The following is a 16,319-nucleotide window of genomic DNA, read 5'->3' as shown; positions in this document are numbered from 1 at the left end:
AATGGAGTGTGACGTGAAACCAGTTCGCCTGGCAATACTCGGTCTAGGAACCGTAGGTGGAGGAGCCCTTAAACTACTACAAGAAAATGCCGCTGAAATTAAACGTCGCACCGGTCGAGAAATTCAAATTACCCACGTTGGAACACGCCGCCCTCGTCCAGATCTTGAATTGGAAGGGATTAAACAAAGCGCCGATTTACTTGACATCGTTCGTCAACCAGACGTTGATGTCGTTGTAGAAGTTATGGGTGGGATCCACCCTGCTTACGAAGTTATCATGGAAGCGATCAAACACGGCAAACAAGTCGTGACTGCAAACAAAGCGTTACTCGCTGAACATGGCAATGAATTATTTAAAGCAGCAGAAGACAATGCTGTGCAAATTGCTTATGAAGCAGCAGTTGCTGGCGGTATTCCAATTATTAAAGTGATCCGTGAAGGTCTTGCTGCAAACCATATCGAATGGTTGGCAGGTATTATTAATGGTACAGGTAACTTTATTCTGACTGAAATGCGTGAGAAAGGTCGTGCATTTGATGATGTATTAAAAGAAGCTCAAGAACTCGGTTATGCAGAAGCAGACCCAACTTTTGACGTTGAGGGGATTGATGCTGCGCATAAACTTACCATTTTAGCGTCTTGTGCTTTTGGTATTCCTCTTCAATTTGATAAGGTTTATACCGAAGGTATCAGCAAAATCACTGCACAAGATGTGAAATATGCAGAAGATCTTGGTTTCCGCATTAAACATCTCGGTATTGCACGTCGTGCTGAAAAAGGTATTGAGTTACGTGTTCATCCAACACTCATTCCAGATGAACAGCTGATTGCGAATGTAAACGGCGTTAAAAACGCTGTATTAGTTCAGGCAAATGCCGTAGGTCCAACACTCTATTACGGCGCGGGTGCAGGCGCAGGTCCTACAGCTTCTGCGGTTGTTGCTGATGTTATTGATATTGTCCGTGACATCTCTTATACCGAAGACGGCGCAGGCACAATTCCTCAGTTGGCTTTTGAAGCATTAACCAATGTGCCAATTTTAAGCCGTGAAGAAATGACCACAGGTTATTACATTCGCTTAAATGCAGAAGACCAAACTGGCGTACTTGCAGATGTAACTACCATCTTAAGTCGCGCTGGAATTAGTATTGATGCGATCATGCAACAATCTCGTTTAAAAGACCTTATTCCAATCGTGATTCTGACCGATCCAATCGTTGAATCAAAAATGGATGATGCTCTTGCACAAATTCAAGCATTACCTGCAATTCGTGGCGAAATCGTAAGAATTCGTTTAGAATCGCTCGATAGTTAATCAGGTTGAGGGAAAGATTCCCTCTCCCGCTTCATCTCTAATTGGAACACCATCATGTCTAATGCCAATCGTTATACTGGTCTTGTAGATCGTTATCGTGACCGTTTGCCAGTTTCGGCAACTACTCGTGCTATCTCTTTGGGTGAAGGCAACACCCCACTCATTAAACTTGAGAATATTCCACGTATTATTGGCAAAGATGTTGAAATTTATGTGAAATACGAGGGTTTAAACCCAACTGGTTCATTTAAAGACCGTGGTATGACCATGGCTGTAACCAAAGCGGTTGAAGAAGGCTCTAAAGCGATTATCTGTGCATCTACTGGTAACACTTCTGCTGCTGCTGCTGCCTATGCTGCACGTGCAGGTATCAAAGCATTTGTTTTGATTCCAGAAGGCAAAATTGCGATGGGTAAAATGGCACAAGCGATGATGTATGGTGCGATTACTATGCAAATTCGTGGTAACTTTGATGATGGTATGCGTCTTGTAAAAGAAGTCGCTGATCAAGCGCCTGTAACGATTGTAAACTCAATCAACCCTTACCGTTTGCAAGGTCAAAAGACTATTGCTTATGAAATCGTTGAAGCTTTAGGCCGTGCACCTGATTACCACTGCTTACCTGTAGGTAACGCAGGTAACATCACAGCTCACTGGATGGGCTATACAGAAGCTGTAGCAAACCAGCCTGCTGATCAGTTTGAACAAGTGATTTATGATGCTGCTACTGATCAATTCACTGGTCCAAAACCAGAAGGTTTACCAACTATGGTAGGTTACCAAGCTTCTGGCGCAGCTCCATTCTTACGTGGCGCTCCAGTTGAAAGCCCTGAAACTGTTGCAACTGCAATCCGTATTGGTAATCCACAGAGCTGGAACCATGCAAAAGCTGTAGTACGTGACTCTAAAGGCTGGTTTGATGAACTTCAAGACAGCGAAATTTTAGAAGCTCAACGCTTACTTTCTATGTATGAAGGTGTATTTGTTGAGCCAGCGTCTGCTGCTTCTATCGGCGGTGCGATTCGTGATATTAAAGCGGGTAAAATTGCTGAAGGTTCTGTAATTGTATGTACAGTAACTGGTAATGGCTTGAAAGATCCTGACACTGCAATCAAACAATGTGCTGATGCAGTTATGTTGTCAATTGATGCAACAATGGACCAAGTAAAAGATTCGATTTTATCTAATATGTAAGATCTGATTTTTCAAAAACGGCTGTTTAACACAGCCGTTTTTTATGTCTTTTTTATAGCCATAAAAAAACGCTTCTTGATAGAAGCGTTTTTTAGAATATTGAAATTAAATACGTTTTGGTAAATTACTTAACCAACCCAATAAGTTAGTTGCATCATTATTACGTGCCTGTGTACTTGGTTCACCCAGTAATACAATGACTGCTGGACGTGAGTTTACAGTCGTGTGCATTACAACACAGCGACCTGCTTCATTAATATATCCAGTTTTAGACAAGTTAATATTCCAACCACCGTTACGAACTAGAGCATTTGTGTTGTTAGATTTCAACACGCGATAACCCAAATTAAAGTCATAAGTCGGTGTAGTTGAGAATTGACGAATCAAACCATATTGAGATGCGGTACTTACTAAAATACCTAAGTCACGCGCAGAAGATACATTACGTGGATCTAGACCAGTTGATTCATAGTAATGAGTCGAATTCATACCCAAAGCACGAGCTTTAGCATTCATTGCAGCTACGAATGCAGGGCGACCACCTGGATAAGTACGTGCTAAGGCAGCCGCTGCAGGGTTCTCAGATTTCATTAAAGCAAACAAAAGAACTTCTGCACGGTTCATCTTGTCGCCAACACGTAAGGTAGAGCTAGAATTTTTCCCACCAGCACCAGCAAAGTCAATTTGCTCGAGTGTAATTTCTTCAGACATGTTTAAACGGGCATCCGCCGTTACAACCGCTGTCATCACTTTTGTAATAGATGCAATTGGTACAGAAGCGTTGGTATTTTTACTGTAGAGCACTTCACCAGTTTGCGCGTCCATCACAAGTGCAGCTCGAGCACTTACACTCGGCTGGGCATTGTAACCAGACGTATCACGGATTGGAGCAACTCTAGGTGTAGAGCTAATAACTTTTGGCGCATTACTGCCACGCAAAGTTGTGGTTACCGATGTTGAACCTTGCGGAGTTGGTTCATCATCTTCATCATTTAAAAGTTGACTAGCATCCGCTGCTGACCAATTTAAGCTTGCAGTACCACTATTCCCTGAGGACGGGTTATTGACGAGTTCTGCAAAGCTTGTTGAACTCAAACTAAGCAAAATAGACATGCTTAGCACATGCATTAAAGACTTTTTAGAATTTTTCACGGCACAATACTCGACTCAGGGTGATACACATTTGCGCTTACTATAATTATGCCTTACATTTGAGGGATAAGGTATAACGCTTTTACCGACACAATTGTGCACAACTATTCGCTCACTATATAAGAATAGGATTGCTAATTTTGTCATTCCATTGCAAGCTAATTTTGCTTTATGTAACAAAAAACTTGTTTTTTGAAAGAAAGGAGGTCTTCTTGATTACAGTTTTAGTTGTGGATGACCATGAACTTGTACGTACAGGTATCTGCCGTATGTTAGAAGATCATGCCGATGTAGAGGTCATTGGACAAGCCGAATCGGGTGAAGAAGCAATTGCTATTGTTCGTCAGAAACATCCTCAAGTTGTTCTACTTGATGTCAACATGCCTGGCATCGGTGGCGTAGAAACAACCCGCCGTTTACTACAAACCGCACCAGATACAAAAGTGATTGCAGTCAGTGGCTTAGCAGAAGAACCTTACCCATCTCTGTTGCTTAAAGCAGGAGCTAAAGGTTACATTACTAAAGGTGCTCCAATTACAGAAATGGTTCGCGCAATTAATAAAGTGATGCAAGGTGGCAAATACTTCAGCGCCGATATTGCCGAGCAATTAGCGAGTTCATATTTATCCGATACACAACAATCGCCTTTTGACTCACTATCTGAACGAGAAATGCAAGTTGCAATGATGGTTGTAAATTGTATTAGCGCTCAAGAAATTGCAGACAAACTTTTTGTAAGTGTCAAAACAGTGAATACTTACCGCTACCGTATTTTTGAAAAGCTAGCCATTGATAGTGATGTTAAACTGACTCATCTCGCGATTCGCTACGGTCTGATCAAACCTTAATCAGACTTATATGCAATTCCCCTTAAACTCATCCTTGTCCAATACGATATTTCGTTTGGGCACGTGGTATGGTTTATATCGCCTTATTATTGCGGTTAGTCTGAATATTATTTTGGTTTTAACCGATGCTCAAATCGACAATAGTCTACAACAACCCGCTTTATATTCTTATACACTACTCGGCTATTCGCTCTTAAGCCTTCTTCAACTTTTATGCTTTAAGTTTATTGCCACTCAGGCAACAAGGCAGCTCATTTTATTTTTTGTAGTTGATATTATCTGTCTGAGTTTACTTACATTTTCTGTAGGTGAACCAAATCTTCAACTCAGCTTGCTCTATGTGATTGCCATATTTACTTCGGCAATTTTACTTAGCGCAAGAATGTCGTTGCTCATTACATTACTTGCAGTCATTGCGGTTATTTACCAACGCTTCGTTGGCAGTTTATTTGACTACAATAATTTAAATACGATTAGTAATAGTGCCTTATTAGCCTTTTTATTTTTTGTAGTACACGGAATCGGACAAATTGCGGTCCAGCGCTTTAAATTACTTGAAGCACTAACTTTCCACCAATCAATAGAACTCTATCAACTACAAAATATTAACCGCTATATCTTGGAACAAATTGAAGAAGGCTATTTAGTTCTAGATGAAAACTACAACATTGTTTTAAGTAATCCAGCTGCCTGCTCTCTTTTAGGAATTCCACCTCAATTTGCCAGTGAAAAATACCCCTTAGCAAAATGGCATGCTGACTTATTTGAAATTCTTAAGTTTGATCATTTAAAAGAAGGTGATCGATTTATTTTTGAATCTCGACTGTCAGCTTATTCTATTAATATTAAAGTGCAACACCTTTTGGTGCCACAGCAAGCATTGACGCTACTCATTTTACAAGATGCACAGCAGATTAATCAGCAAGCTCAACAACTCAAACTTGCCGCTTTAGGCCAACTATCAGCAAGTATTGCACATGAGATCCGTAACCCTCTTGCAGCCATTGTTCAAGCGAATGAATTACTCAAAGACAGTGATTCAGAACAGCAAAACACTTTGCGCAATATGATTGGCAAGCAAACGAAACGCATTGATAGTATTGTTCAAGACACGTTAGGACTTGCCCGCAGTGAAAGAACGTATCCAATCCAGATTGAATTAAACGGCTTCATAAAAACGTTATTAGATGAGGATTTATCTGATGTTAAACATGCGATCCAGCTTAAAATTTCTGATTTATCCTTAAAGCTATTGTTTGATGAAAAGCAGCTCAGACAAGTCCTAATTAACCTTGTTAGAAATGCTCTACGCCACAATGCACCCGATTCACCCTATGTTCTGATCAATATCCATTCACAAACAAATAAAATTTATATTGATGTGATCGATTACGGTGAAGGTGTTTCAAAACGTGATATATCTCAATTATTTAAACCATTTTTTAGTACCGAAATTAATGGAACTGGTTTAGGATTATATTTGTCTCATAGTTTTTGTGAGGCAAACCATGCAAAGCTCACTTATGTAGAGCAAAAACAAGGAGCATGCTTCAGAATAGAATGCTCAATAATATATTGATTTTTTTATTAGGTTTTTGGGGAAATGGCAGAACAGCAACCACTCGTTTTGCTTGTAGACGATGAAGAAGATTTGTGCCTGTTAATGCAAATGACTCTTGCACGAATGGGGATTAAGACACATCTTGCTTATCGGGTTGAACAGGCCAAACAACTCTTTACTCAGTTTCATTACGATGCATGCTTGACCGATTTAAATCTACCTGACGGTAGTGGTTTAGAATTGGTCCAACATGTTTCTCAAACTTACCCTCACACACCCATTGCTGTTTTAACCGCATACGGCAATATGGATATTGCAATTGCAGCATTAAAAGCTGGAGCTTTTGATTTTGTCAGTAAACCTATTAATCAAATTCATTTAGATCAGCTATTAAAAAAAGCGCTTAACCAGCCAAAACCAGAACATGAGTTCGGTGAAACAACTCTAGAGAATGACTTATTAATTGGGCGCTCACCACCTATACAAAACTTACGGACAGCTATTAAAAAAATAGCCCGCTCCCAAGCACCTGTGTTTGTTACTGGTGAGTCTGGTACTGGTAAAGAAGTTGTTGCTAATCTTATGCACCGCTTAAGTAACCGCAGTGAAGGGCCATTTATTGCAATTAACTGCGGAGCAATCCCAACTGAGCTCATGGAAAGTGAACTTTTCGGGCATAAAAAAGGCAGTTTTACTGGAGCAACCCAAGACAAACAAGGTCTTATTTTATCGGCACACGGCGGCAGTTTATTTTTAGATGAAATTGCCGAATTGCCTTTAAGTATGCAGGTTAAATTGCTTCGGGCAGTACAAGAGAAAAAGATTCGCCCTGTAGGTTCAGATCAGGAAATTGATGTAGATTTTCGGGTGATTAGCGCCAGCCACCAAGATTTAGATTTGTTAGTCCAACAAGGTAAATTCCGTCAGGACTTATTCTTCCGTATCCATGTTATGGATATCATGTTGCCACCACTGCGTGAACGTGGTGGAGATATTTTGCTCTTAGCCAATCATTTTATTCAAAAGGTTTGTACGGAATGGGGAATTTCAAGCAAACAATTAACAGCGAGCGCTGAAACTTACTTATTGCAGCAAGATTTTCCAGGTAATGTTCGTGAATTAAGAAATATGATTGAACGAGCTATTACTTTAAGTGATGATGAATATATTGATTTGAAACACTTGGCACCTCCTGTTAGATGCAATAGTGTTAGTCCGCAAATCGCAACTAAACAGGTAAATCAAACGCTAACTGCTCAAACTCATCCAAAATTTCCAATAGAAGGTTTAGAACGCTACTTAGAAAATATCGAAAAAGACATTTTACTAAATGCACTAAACATGACGCATTGGAATCGAACTTTGGCAGCTAAAAAGCTAGGAATGACATTTCGTTCTTTGCGCTATCGACTTAAAAAATTTGGTTTAGATACCGAAATGGGAGAGGAAGTATAAAAGTTACTTCCTCTTTAGGAGTAAATCTGCAACGCGGTCTAAATATACGTCTTCTTTCATTTCTGCTGGCAATGGATAAGCCTGATTAGGTTGAATACCCTGCCCTTCAATCATATTGCCATTTGGCGTGTAGTAATGTGAGACCGTCATCTGTAGAGCCGCACCACTTGGCAAAGGAAATAGCTTTTGCACTACGCCTTTCCCATAGCTTTTTTCACCCATAACCCAAGCACGCTGGTGTTCTTTCATGGCCGCAGTAAAAACTTCTGCCGCAGAAGCAGAACGGTGATTAATTAATATACCTAATTTTATATTCTGGAATTCATTACCAGGCAGTGCCTGAAACTGCTGGTTACCTTCCGAACGGCTTTTGGTTGAAACAATAATTCCGTTATTTAAAAACAAATCTGCTGACTCTACCGCTGCCGATAACAATCCACCCGGATTGTTTCGCAAATCGATTAAAACAGCCTTTAAACGTGGGGAACTATTTTCTTCAATTAATCTTTTAATTTCATTAGCAGTGTCTTGTTGGAACACTCTAATTTTGAGTACAAGCACCTGATTATGCAGCATTACAGGTTCTATATCGGTTTCTATTTTTTTATTACGGACTAAGTTAATGTTTCCGTTTAGCTCTTCCGCTTGTACTTGAAGTGTACTTCCGATAGAACCGTAAAGTAGCCCGAGTACCTGATCTTGGTTTAAATTTTTTAAATCTTGATTATCAATCTTTAGAATCGTCTGACCATTTCTCAAACCTAATTTATAGGAGTCTGAACCCGTTTTAAGATCACGAATCATCCACTTATGGGTATGTGCTTCAGTGCTTAATCCGAAATCAACTGACGCAAGGTCACCTTCAGTATATTGAATCAGTTGGCGATATTCTTCTGCCGATAAATAACGTGAATAACGATCTAGCCCACTCACCAACCCTTTTATAGCTTGTTGAAACAACGCATCGTCAGACTTCACATCGACATAGTTATCTCGAACAATTCCATAGATTTGCACAAACTGTTGAATAGACTCAATCGGCACCTCTGCATAGCTATGTTCTGGTTCTTCCGAATCAGAATGCAAAGGTGACAATTTTTCTTTTACAACTGGCGCTGCAAAAGCAAATTGGCTGCAACACAGCAACATACTTACAATAAGTTTTTTATATTTAATGTGTTGCAGCATCCAATCACCTTTAACTTATGCAGATAGTGTAATCAGATTACGCCCTTGCATTTCGGCAGGAACAGGAATCTGCATTAAATTGAGAATTGTCGGTGCTACATCTGCAAGCACACCACCTTCTGCAATTGTTGCTTGTGTTGGGCCAACATAGATAAACGGTACAAGCTCGGTTGTATGTTGAGTATGCACTTGCCCACTTTCGTAGTCTTGCATTTGTTCAACGTTACCATGGTCAGCAGTAATGAGCATATGGCCTTTTTTTGCCATAACTGCTTCATAGACGCGACCTAAACAAGTATCAACCGCTTCAACTGCTTTAACCGCAGCATCAAACACACCCGTATGACCAACCATATCACCATTTGCGTAGTTCACAACCAATAAGTCGTATTCACCTGAATTAATTGCTTTAACCAACTCATCAGTGACTTCATAAGCACTCATTTCTGGCTTAAGGTCATATGTCGCAACGTTTGGAGATGGAATTAAAATACGCTTTTCACCCGGATATTCATCTTCACGGCCACCACTAAAGAAGAATGTTACATGCGCATACTTTTCAGTTTCAGCAATACGTAACTGGGTTTTACCTAAAGAAGATAAATACTCACCCAATGAGTTTTTGAGGGCTTCTGGCATGTATGCAACTGGTGCATCAATGCTTGCCTGATAACGCGTTAACATCACAAACTTAGAAAGATTCGGTACAACTTTACGTTCAAAACCAGCAAAGTCTTTCTCTACAAATGCGCGAGTAATTTCACGAGCTCGGTCAGCACGGAAATTCATAAATACAACGCTATCACCATCTTGAACTTTAGCGATATCACCAATACGAGTCGCTTTTACAAACTCATCATTTTCATTGGCTGCATAAGCTAACTCCAACCCTTCAACTGCTGTTTGCGCAGTACGAAGTGCCTCGCCTTCAGTTAACAAGCGATAAGCTTGCTCAACGCGATCCCAACGGTTGTCACGGTCCATTGCAAAGTAGCGACCAATCATAGTTGCGATACGGCCTTGGCCCGGATATTGAGCAAATAATGCATCTAATTTTTCTAAAGATGGTTGAGCACTGCGTGGAGGTGTATCACGACCATCAAGGAAAGCGTGTAAATAAACTTTTGCACCCCGTTTTAATGCAAGCTCACACATCGCCACAATATGATCTTCATGTGAATGAACGCCACCTTCTGAAAGTAGCCCCATAATATGGACAGCACCGCCAGCAGCTTTGGCTTTTTCAACAGCGTCGATCAACACTTCGTGTTTGAAAAAGTCACCAGTACGGATATCTTTAGTAATACGGGTAAAGTCTTGATATAGCACACGGCCAGCGCCAAGATTCATATGGCCGACTTCAGAGTTCCCCATTTGTCCATCAGGCAATCCAACATCTTCACCTGAACCAGAAATTAGACTATTTGGATGCTTGGCTTTCATTGCCGCCAAATTTGGTGTTTTTGCTGCAAGAAAAGCATTATCTTCAATCGCTTCACGGTGTCCAACACCATCCATAATGACCAGAACGTGAGGGATCTTGCCAGCAGTTGCATCCGTCATAATCAATTTCTCTTTTGTCTACAATTTCGTCACAATATCTTACCGAATTTTCGGTCAAGACTCTATTTATTCCTATGGCTTTCACCAATATCCGCGATTGATGAAAACCATAAATATCAATTATTACTAGCGAGCGCGGTAAAGCAAATAACTTCCAGCGCCAAACATTAGCAAGATAGGCACGAGTACAAACCATGCTGGAGATGGGGAATAAACCAAGCTCGCATAGCCCAAGAAATCTTGCAAATAATAGAAACTTAAACCAATGAACAATGCGATCACCAAACGGAAACCCATCGATTGTTGGCGTAATGGTCCAAAAATAAAAGAACACGCCACGAGAACTAATGCAATGAGTGAAAATGGCGAAGCAACTTTTTGCCAGAAAGCCAATTGATACGTCTTTGGTACCTGACTATATTCATCCATATAACGCATAAAGCTAATCAGTTGGCTTGGTGATAAATCTTCAGGATCTAAAGTCACCATGTGCACATATTTAGGCTGTAATGCTAAAGCAAGCGATTGTTCTTCATGGTCAGTTTTGATGGCATTTCCTGCCGCCAAAATGTCCATTTGTTCAGCTTTTTTCAAAGCCCATTGACCATTTTTAATAAACTGTCCTTGCTGAGCATTAATTAATGATTGCAAGTAATAGTTCTGGTCAAAGTCAACCACTTGAATGTCTCTTAAATTGCCTTGAGAGTTAGCGTAGTCGATATAGATAAATCGCTGCCCTTCACGTGACCAATAGCCTTTAACTTCACCTAAAGCAGCTACTGAACGATGGCTTTTAACACTTTGTGCTTTTTCATTGGTATAAGGAATAACCCATTCACTTAAAGCAAACGACAAAATAATAAGCAGTAAAGCTGAGCGCATAACCCAACCAACAATACGCCATAAGCTAACACCGACTGAACGCATAACAATGAGTTCACTACTCGTTGCCAATGAGCCCAGTCCAATCACAGCACCAATCAAGGCAGAGATAGGTAAAATTTCATAGAGATAGCGAGGAGCTCCCCACAAAACATAGACGAGAGCTTGCCATGCGTTATAGTCTGGTTTGAGCTCACCCAACTCGCCAAGATATGTAAATAAGACCTGAAGAATGGACAAAACAACTGTGGTGCCAAACATCGCAAGCGCAGTGGTTTTCGTCACATATTTGGCGACTATTCGACGTGCTAACATTATAATTTCACTCGCTTGATCTGTTTCTTGATTTTTGGCCCCAACTTCTGCTTACGTGAGAATAAGGCGGCAGCAACACCATACACAACTAACACGGCAGGATAAGCCCAAATATCGAGTTCTTCTTTACTAATACGAGTCTTGATTGCAATCATTAATACGATCAGACTGGAAAAAATAAAAATCGCCGGAATAAGACGGTAATAACGGCCTTGTCGTGGGCTCACCTCAGACAATGCCACTGATAGCATTAACGCAATAACAATGGTGAATGGCCCAAATAAACGCCATCCCAACTCACTTCTAATAACTGGATCATTTGTTTTTGAAAAGAGTTTTGTTGTTGATAGCGCTTCTACATCGCCACTCTCAAACTTAACATCTTTGTCATTTTCTAAACGTAGACGATAAGACTGGAACTCTGCTTGTGTATATTTTGGTTGTCCCGGGAATATTTCATAGCGACGACCTTGTACCAGATCAACGACATTGGCGGTGTCATTTGCAACTTCTACACGAGTCGCTTCTTTTGCCAAAATCATAACATCTGGCTTATCTTCTTTAGCAGCGCGCTGATAAAAGAAAATATCCTTCAAATTCTTTCGGTCTTCTGACAATGACCCCGCATAGATCGTATATGGCCCAGAAGAAATAAACTCTCTTGGTCGAACCAAATCGAAACCTGTCCTTACGGCTTGTGTGGTTGTCAGTTTTTCAAACTCACGTAGTCCCCACGGCGTCATCCACAGCATAAGTACCGACTGAAACACCATATAAACCAGCGTCATTGGAATGAGTAATCGTGCTAATTGATGACGGCTTACACCACTACCATTCAATACAGCCATTTCATGGTCAACATATAAACGACCAAACACCAACATTAAACCAATGAAAAAACCCAATGGTAAAATGAGTGTTAGAAATTCAGGTAAACGATATCCAATGATGCTAAACAAGATACTGGCATCTAAACGCCCCTGCGCCGCCACACCAAAGTATTTGATCAGACGACCACCCATCATGATTAGGGTCAGTAAAGAAATGACCACCAATGAGGTAGAGACAACTTGCTTGACGAGATAACGCCGAATAATCAAAGTAATACTTCCAAAAGGCTAATCGGGACGTGTGCTAGTTTACCCGAATGTTAAAAATATAAAACCGCACATTGCAACGCTATGCTTGAAAGTGTTTCAATGTTTTAATCCATCATAACTTTCTATAGGCAATCACGGCAGCCATGAAATTTACAACTTATACAACTTTTCCCGAACAGACATCTAATGAATCTTTGTGGGTTTTAGTTGATTCAGAACAGCTACAAAGCAACATCAACACATATCAAATCAATAACCTAGAAAGCGTTCTTACTGCCACCCAATTCAAAGGCAACTTCAATGAAACTCTGCCTTTATTCGGTCAGGTTTCAAATCAACCTCATAGCCAATTACTTGGCTTAGGAAAAACAGCCGAACTTCAGGCGGTTAAGCTCGCTAAACTTGCCCAAACCATTATCAAATCGACACAAAATAAATTTAAGCATATCGCAATTGATATTGCTGCGTTACCTGTCGAATACCATTATTTATTCGCTTTAAGCTTAACTCAAGCAGCTTATGGTTATGATGAGTTTAAATCGAAAAAAAATGAATTTGTGTTACAACAGGTTGATTTAATTAGTTCAACTACGAGCCTTGATGAAAAACAACTGGCTTTAGTGCATGCCGTACAGTCTGGTCAGTCGTATGCACGTGACCTTGGAAATCGTCCGGGTAACATTTGCTTCCCTGAATATTTGGCAGAACAAGCATTAGCTTTAGCCGCAGAATTCCCTGATTTACTCAAAGTGACTGTCTTAAATGAACAGCAAATGGCTGATTTAGGCATGTATGCTTTTCTTGCAGTCAGCAAAGGATCTGAACGTCCGGGTCGTATCGTAACACTCGAATACCAAGCTGGAATTGACCAAGCGCCTGTTGTACTTGTAGGTAAAGGCGTTACTTTTGATACAGGCGGTATTTCTTTAAAACCAGGCCTAGGCATGGATGAAATGAAGTTCGATATGTGCGGTGCAGCCTCTGTACTAGGTACCATTCGTGCGCTATGTGAAGCGAAACTCCCTATTCATGTCGTTGGAGCAATTGCAGCTGCAGAAAACATGCCTTCAGGTAAAGCAACTCGCCCAGGTGATATTGTGACAACCATGAGCGGTCAAACTGTTGAAATTTTAAACACGGATGCGGAAGGTCGTTTGGTACTGTGCGACACATTGACCTATATCAAACGCTTCAATCCAGCAGTCGTGGTTGATATCGCAACATTAACAGGTGCATGTGTAGTCGCTTTAGGTAAAGTACTGAGTGGTTTGTTCTCACCAGATGATGCTTTAGCAGCTGAACTTCAACAAGCGGGTGAGCAATCATTTGACCGTGTATGGCGTATGCCAGTCATTGAGGATTATCAAGAATTACTTGATTCACCATTTGCTGACATTGCGAACATCGGCGGTCCATACGGCGGTGCAATTACGGCAGCTTGTTTCCTTGAGCGCTTTACACGTGAGTATCGTTGGGCTCATTTAGATGTAGCAGGAACAGCGTGGTTATCTGGTCCAGCTAAAGGTGCAACAGGTCGTCCAGTGCCATTACTCATGCAATTTTTAGCGAATCGTGTAAATACGAATGGCTAAAGTTAGTTTTTATCTGTTTGAAACTAGTGAAGAACGGCAAGTCGATAGTGCTTGCCGTTTATGTCGAAAGATTTTACAGAAGCATCCTAAAATCTGGTGGTATTGCCCAGATGTGCAGCTACAACAAACTCTTGATGAAAGATTATGGGATTTCGACCCTGTCAGTTTCATTGCACATGGAGTTGATCAAGCTGAGGCTGCTGTATGTATTTCGGCTAAACAACCGCTTGAACAAGGCCTGTTAGTATTTAATTTTAACAATCATGCACTTGAACAAGTTGATCATTTTAGCCACATTATAGAAATTGTTGAAAATAATGAAACAGCCAAGCAAATTGGTCGAGAAAAATTTAAAATGTATCGCCGTTTGGGTATAGAGCCGCGAACCTTTAAATTATAACGCGCTAAAATGTAAAACTGTTGAACAAAGGAGAAGCATGGTGGCATTAAATGTCGGGCAAGATTTTAAAAAAAGATGGTTAAATGCGCCTGAAGCTGTCCGTCATGCCTATCAACAGGATCTGGCACGTATTTGTGACTTATTAGAACCTCAAACCCCTATTCAGCTTTGGGTTTTAAATGACGAAAAAGCGCAGTTAGAATCACAGCAAAAAATTGAACAAGCTTACGCGGACCTTAAAGCAGAGCTTATTGAGCAAGCACGTATCCGTCGTCAACTCGCTTTAGAAAAAGCGCTTGCTGACAAACGTGCATCAGAAGCTGCTTATGCTGCGGCATTGCAAGCAGACGAAATTCGAAAGTTTAATGAACAGACTGAAACATTACAGGCATTACGTAGCCATTTAGAACAAGAAGTTGCAGAACAAACTGCACGTTATCAGAAAAATCCAGAAACACCAGCAGTCAATTATTCTGCTGGCGTAAAACTTAGTATTACCGATGATCAAATCTTATCTGAGCTTGAAAGTTTACGCATTCGTTTAGAACTTGAAGCTGAGAACTTAATTGAAGAGTCTGTAACGGCTTTCCGAGCCAAACTACATGCGGCAGCTCAAGAAGAAATTGAATACATTTTAAAGAATTCTAAGTTTTCTGATGAAAAAATAGAAAAGTAAAGTTTTAAAAACTTATTCTGTCATAAAATTGACACCTATATGTCACAAAATAGACATAAATATTATTCTTGTAGATCAATTGATTATGAGAATAGAAAGTAGTGATTTAAGATAATTAATGAGGGTAAGAAATGGACATTCCGCATCAGATTTCAAAGCAACTTGAGCAGCTTAATCAGGGTGAGCAATGGACATTTTCAGCACAAGAACTTTATATGAGTCATAACGACTTTAATTCGCTTTCAATCTTGCTGACACGAGCGTCGGAAAAAGGTGAGTTTTCAATTACAAGCACTCAGCATACTAAACCATGGGTTGGCACACATTCGGTTACACTCACCAAGCATTAATTTTTAAAAATAAAAAAACCGGAACATATGTCCGGTTTTTTTATTTTGATGATCTGGCTTTTATTTTAAAAAACCATTTTCAGCTAAAAAAGCCATACTAATATTTGACTCAGTTTTTTGTTCAGCTGCTTTATCACCTAGCAATAAACGTTCGATATAACGCGCCAACACGTCGACTTCAAGGTTGACCTTACTGCCTACTTGCCATGTTCCAATATTGGTACGTTCTGCGGTATGCGGAATCAAATTCAAGCTTAAAATATTTCCACGTAAGTGGTTAATCGTTAAGCTAATTCCGTCAACGGTTACAGAACCTTTTTCCGCCAAATATTTAGCAAGTTCTGTCGGTGCTGTAACTTCATAATAGATTGAACGAGCATCTTCACGCACTACGGTAATTTCACCTACGCCATCAACGTGACCACTTACAATGTGCCCGCCAAAGCGCGTTGTCGGTAACATTGCCTTTTCAACATTGACACGTTGCCCAACTTTCCAGTTACCCAATGTTGTTCGATTTAAACTTTCACGAGAAACATCTGCCGCGTACCAGTTATCGCCCCATTCAATCACTGTAAGACAAATACCATTGGTTGCAATCGAATCACCCAAATGTACATCAGACATATCCAGATCTGTCTGAATACGTAGACGTACATCACCACCTACACTTTGCAGGCTTTCAACTTTACCTAAACTTTCAATGATGCCTGTAAACATGGCTCAAT

15 protein-coding genes are annotated in these 16,319 nt (G+C 40.4%); 9 read left to right on the top strand and 6 right to left on the bottom strand.

The window, feature by feature from the left end; all coding sequences use genetic code 11:
* Positions 1-13: 13 nt before the first annotated feature.
* Positions 14-1,315, top strand: a complete 1,302-nt coding sequence (locus tag MKL51_RS18605; RefSeq protein ID WP_002121263.1) for a homoserine dehydrogenase — start codon at positions 14-16, stop codon at positions 1,313-1,315.
* Between the two features lie 54 nt (positions 1,316-1,369).
* A complete protein-coding gene (gene thrC / locus MKL51_RS18600; RefSeq protein WP_002048893.1) occupies positions 1,370-2,509 on the top strand; it encodes a threonine synthase in 1,140 nt (379 codons plus the stop codon).
* A 105-nt stretch (positions 2,510-2,614) separates the two neighbouring features.
* On the opposite strand, the gene pbpG is transcribed toward thrC, so the two are convergent.
* Positions 2,615-3,661, bottom strand: coding sequence for a D-alanyl-D-alanine endopeptidase PBP7/8 (gene pbpG / locus MKL51_RS18595; RefSeq protein ID WP_005804058.1), 1,047 nt, complete (start codon positions 3,659-3,661; stop codon positions 2,615-2,617).
* Positions 3,662-3,873: 212 nt separating this feature from the next.
* On the opposite strand from pbpG, the gene gacA reads away from it, so the two are divergent.
* Genes gacA through MKL51_RS18580 form a run of 3 tightly spaced genes read left to right on the top strand, consistent with a single transcriptional unit; the run spans position 3,874 to position 7,525 of the window.
* Positions 3,874-4,509, top strand: coding sequence for a response regulator transcription factor GacA (gene gacA, locus MKL51_RS18590; protein WP_002121174.1), 636 nt, complete (start codon positions 3,874-3,876; stop codon positions 4,507-4,509).
* 10 nt (positions 4,510-4,519) lie between these two features.
* Entirely contained in the window at positions 4,520-6,088 is a 1,569-nt protein-coding gene (locus tag MKL51_RS18585) for a sensor histidine kinase (protein WP_032006848.1), read from the top strand.
* A 24-nt stretch (positions 6,089-6,112) separates the two neighbouring features.
* The gene (locus MKL51_RS18580; protein WP_057089980.1) at positions 6,113-7,525 is read left to right on the top strand and encodes a sigma-54-dependent transcriptional regulator; all 1,413 of its coding nucleotides are present in this window, start codon (positions 6,113-6,115) and stop codon (positions 7,523-7,525) included.
* 3 nt (positions 7,526-7,528) lie between these two features.
* Here the strand turns inward: MKL51_RS18580 and MKL51_RS18575 are convergent, their stop codons facing one another.
* From MKL51_RS18575 to lptF, 4 genes are all read right to left on the bottom strand, one after another.
* Entirely contained in the window at positions 7,529-8,713 is a 1,185-nt protein-coding gene (locus MKL51_RS18575) for a S41 family peptidase (RefSeq protein WP_032006850.1), read from the bottom strand.
* A gap of 15 nt (positions 8,714-8,728) precedes the next feature.
* The gene (gene gpmI, locus MKL51_RS18570) at positions 8,729-10,276 is read right to left on the bottom strand and encodes a 2,3-bisphosphoglycerate-independent phosphoglycerate mutase (RefSeq protein ID WP_017400161.1); all 1,548 of its coding nucleotides are present in this window, start codon (positions 10,274-10,276) and stop codon (positions 8,729-8,731) included.
* Positions 10,277-10,402: 126 nt separating this feature from the next.
* A complete protein-coding gene (gene lptG / locus MKL51_RS18565) occupies positions 10,403-11,473 on the bottom strand; it encodes an LPS export ABC transporter permease LptG (RefSeq protein WP_002121203.1) in 1,071 nt (356 codons plus the stop codon).
* Entirely contained in the window at positions 11,473-12,573 is a 1,101-nt protein-coding gene (gene lptF, locus MKL51_RS18560; RefSeq protein WP_002121169.1) for an LPS export ABC transporter permease LptF, read from the bottom strand. Before lptF ends, lptG begins: the two co-directional genes overlap by 1 nt.
* A gap of 143 nt (positions 12,574-12,716) precedes the next feature.
* Between lptF and MKL51_RS18555 the strand changes: the two genes are divergently transcribed.
* From MKL51_RS18555 to MKL51_RS18540, 4 genes are all read left to right on the top strand, one after another.
* The gene (locus MKL51_RS18555) at positions 12,717-14,165 is read left to right on the top strand and encodes a leucyl aminopeptidase (RefSeq protein ID WP_002121215.1); all 1,449 of its coding nucleotides are present in this window, start codon (positions 12,717-12,719) and stop codon (positions 14,163-14,165) included.
* Positions 14,158-14,565, top strand: coding sequence for a DNA polymerase III subunit chi (locus MKL51_RS18550; RefSeq protein ID WP_032006852.1), 408 nt, complete (start codon positions 14,158-14,160; stop codon positions 14,563-14,565). Before MKL51_RS18555 ends, MKL51_RS18550 begins: the two co-directional genes overlap by 8 nt.
* Positions 14,566-14,602: 37 nt before the next feature.
* Positions 14,603-15,241 (top strand): cell division protein BlhA, encoded by a 639-nt coding sequence (blhA, locus tag MKL51_RS18545; RefSeq protein ID WP_081032096.1) that lies wholly within the window; start codon positions 14,603-14,605, stop codon positions 15,239-15,241.
* Positions 15,242-15,372: 131 nt separating this feature from the next.
* Positions 15,373-15,591 carry a hypothetical protein gene (locus MKL51_RS18540; protein ID WP_005804040.1) on the top strand — a complete coding sequence of 73 codons (219 nt, stop codon included), beginning with the start codon at positions 15,373-15,375 and terminating at the stop codon, positions 15,589-15,591.
* Between the two features lie 60 nt (positions 15,592-15,651).
* Here MKL51_RS18540 and MKL51_RS18535 read toward each other — a convergent pair whose 3' ends face one another.
* On the bottom strand, positions 15,652-16,311 hold the full coding sequence (locus MKL51_RS18535) for a riboflavin synthase (RefSeq protein WP_002121149.1): 660 nt from the start codon (positions 16,309-16,311) through the stop codon (positions 15,652-15,654).
* Between the last annotated feature and the right edge of the window lie 8 nt (positions 16,312-16,319).

The organism is Acinetobacter sp. AOR18_HL (genome assembly GCF_027855145.1).
Classification (GTDB): domain Bacteria; phylum Pseudomonadota; class Gammaproteobacteria; order Pseudomonadales; family Moraxellaceae; genus Acinetobacter; species Acinetobacter pittii.
This window is presented reverse-complemented; position numbering and strand designations above follow the sequence as displayed.

What these genes read in the sequence shown, in the direction of transcription:
- blhA (WP_081032096.1), top strand. Translation starts at nt 14,603, where the DNA reads ATGGTGGCATTAAATGTCGGGCAAGATTTTAAAAAAAGATGGTTAAAT.
- gpmI (WP_017400161.1), bottom strand. Translation starts at nt 10,276, where the DNA reads ATGACGGATGCAACTGCTGGCAAGATCCCTCACGTTCTGGTCATTATG.
- thrC (WP_002048893.1), top strand. Translation starts at nt 1,370, where the DNA reads ATGTCTAATGCCAATCGTTATACTGGTCTTGTAGATCGTTATCGTGAC.
- MKL51_RS18575 (WP_032006850.1), bottom strand. Translation starts at nt 8,713, where the DNA reads ATGCTGCAACACATTAAATATAAAAAACTTATTGTAAGTATGTTGCTG.
- MKL51_RS18540 (WP_005804040.1), top strand. Translation starts at nt 15,373, where the DNA reads ATGGACATTCCGCATCAGATTTCAAAGCAACTTGAGCAGCTTAATCAG.
- MKL51_RS18555 (WP_002121215.1), top strand. Translation starts at nt 12,717, where the DNA reads ATGAAATTTACAACTTATACAACTTTTCCCGAACAGACATCTAATGAA.
- MKL51_RS18580 (WP_057089980.1), top strand. Translation starts at nt 6,113, where the DNA reads ATGGCAGAACAGCAACCACTCGTTTTGCTTGTAGACGATGAAGAAGAT.
- MKL51_RS18550 (WP_032006852.1), top strand. Translation starts at nt 14,158, where the DNA reads ATGGCTAAAGTTAGTTTTTATCTGTTTGAAACTAGTGAAGAACGGCAA.
- MKL51_RS18585 (WP_032006848.1), top strand. Translation starts at nt 4,520, where the DNA reads ATGCAATTCCCCTTAAACTCATCCTTGTCCAATACGATATTTCGTTTG.
- lptG (WP_002121203.1), bottom strand. Translation starts at nt 11,473, where the DNA reads ATGTTAGCACGTCGAATAGTCGCCAAATATGTGACGAAAACCACTGCG.
- MKL51_RS18535 (WP_002121149.1), bottom strand. Translation starts at nt 16,311, where the DNA reads ATGTTTACAGGCATCATTGAAAGTTTAGGTAAAGTTGAAAGCCTGCAA.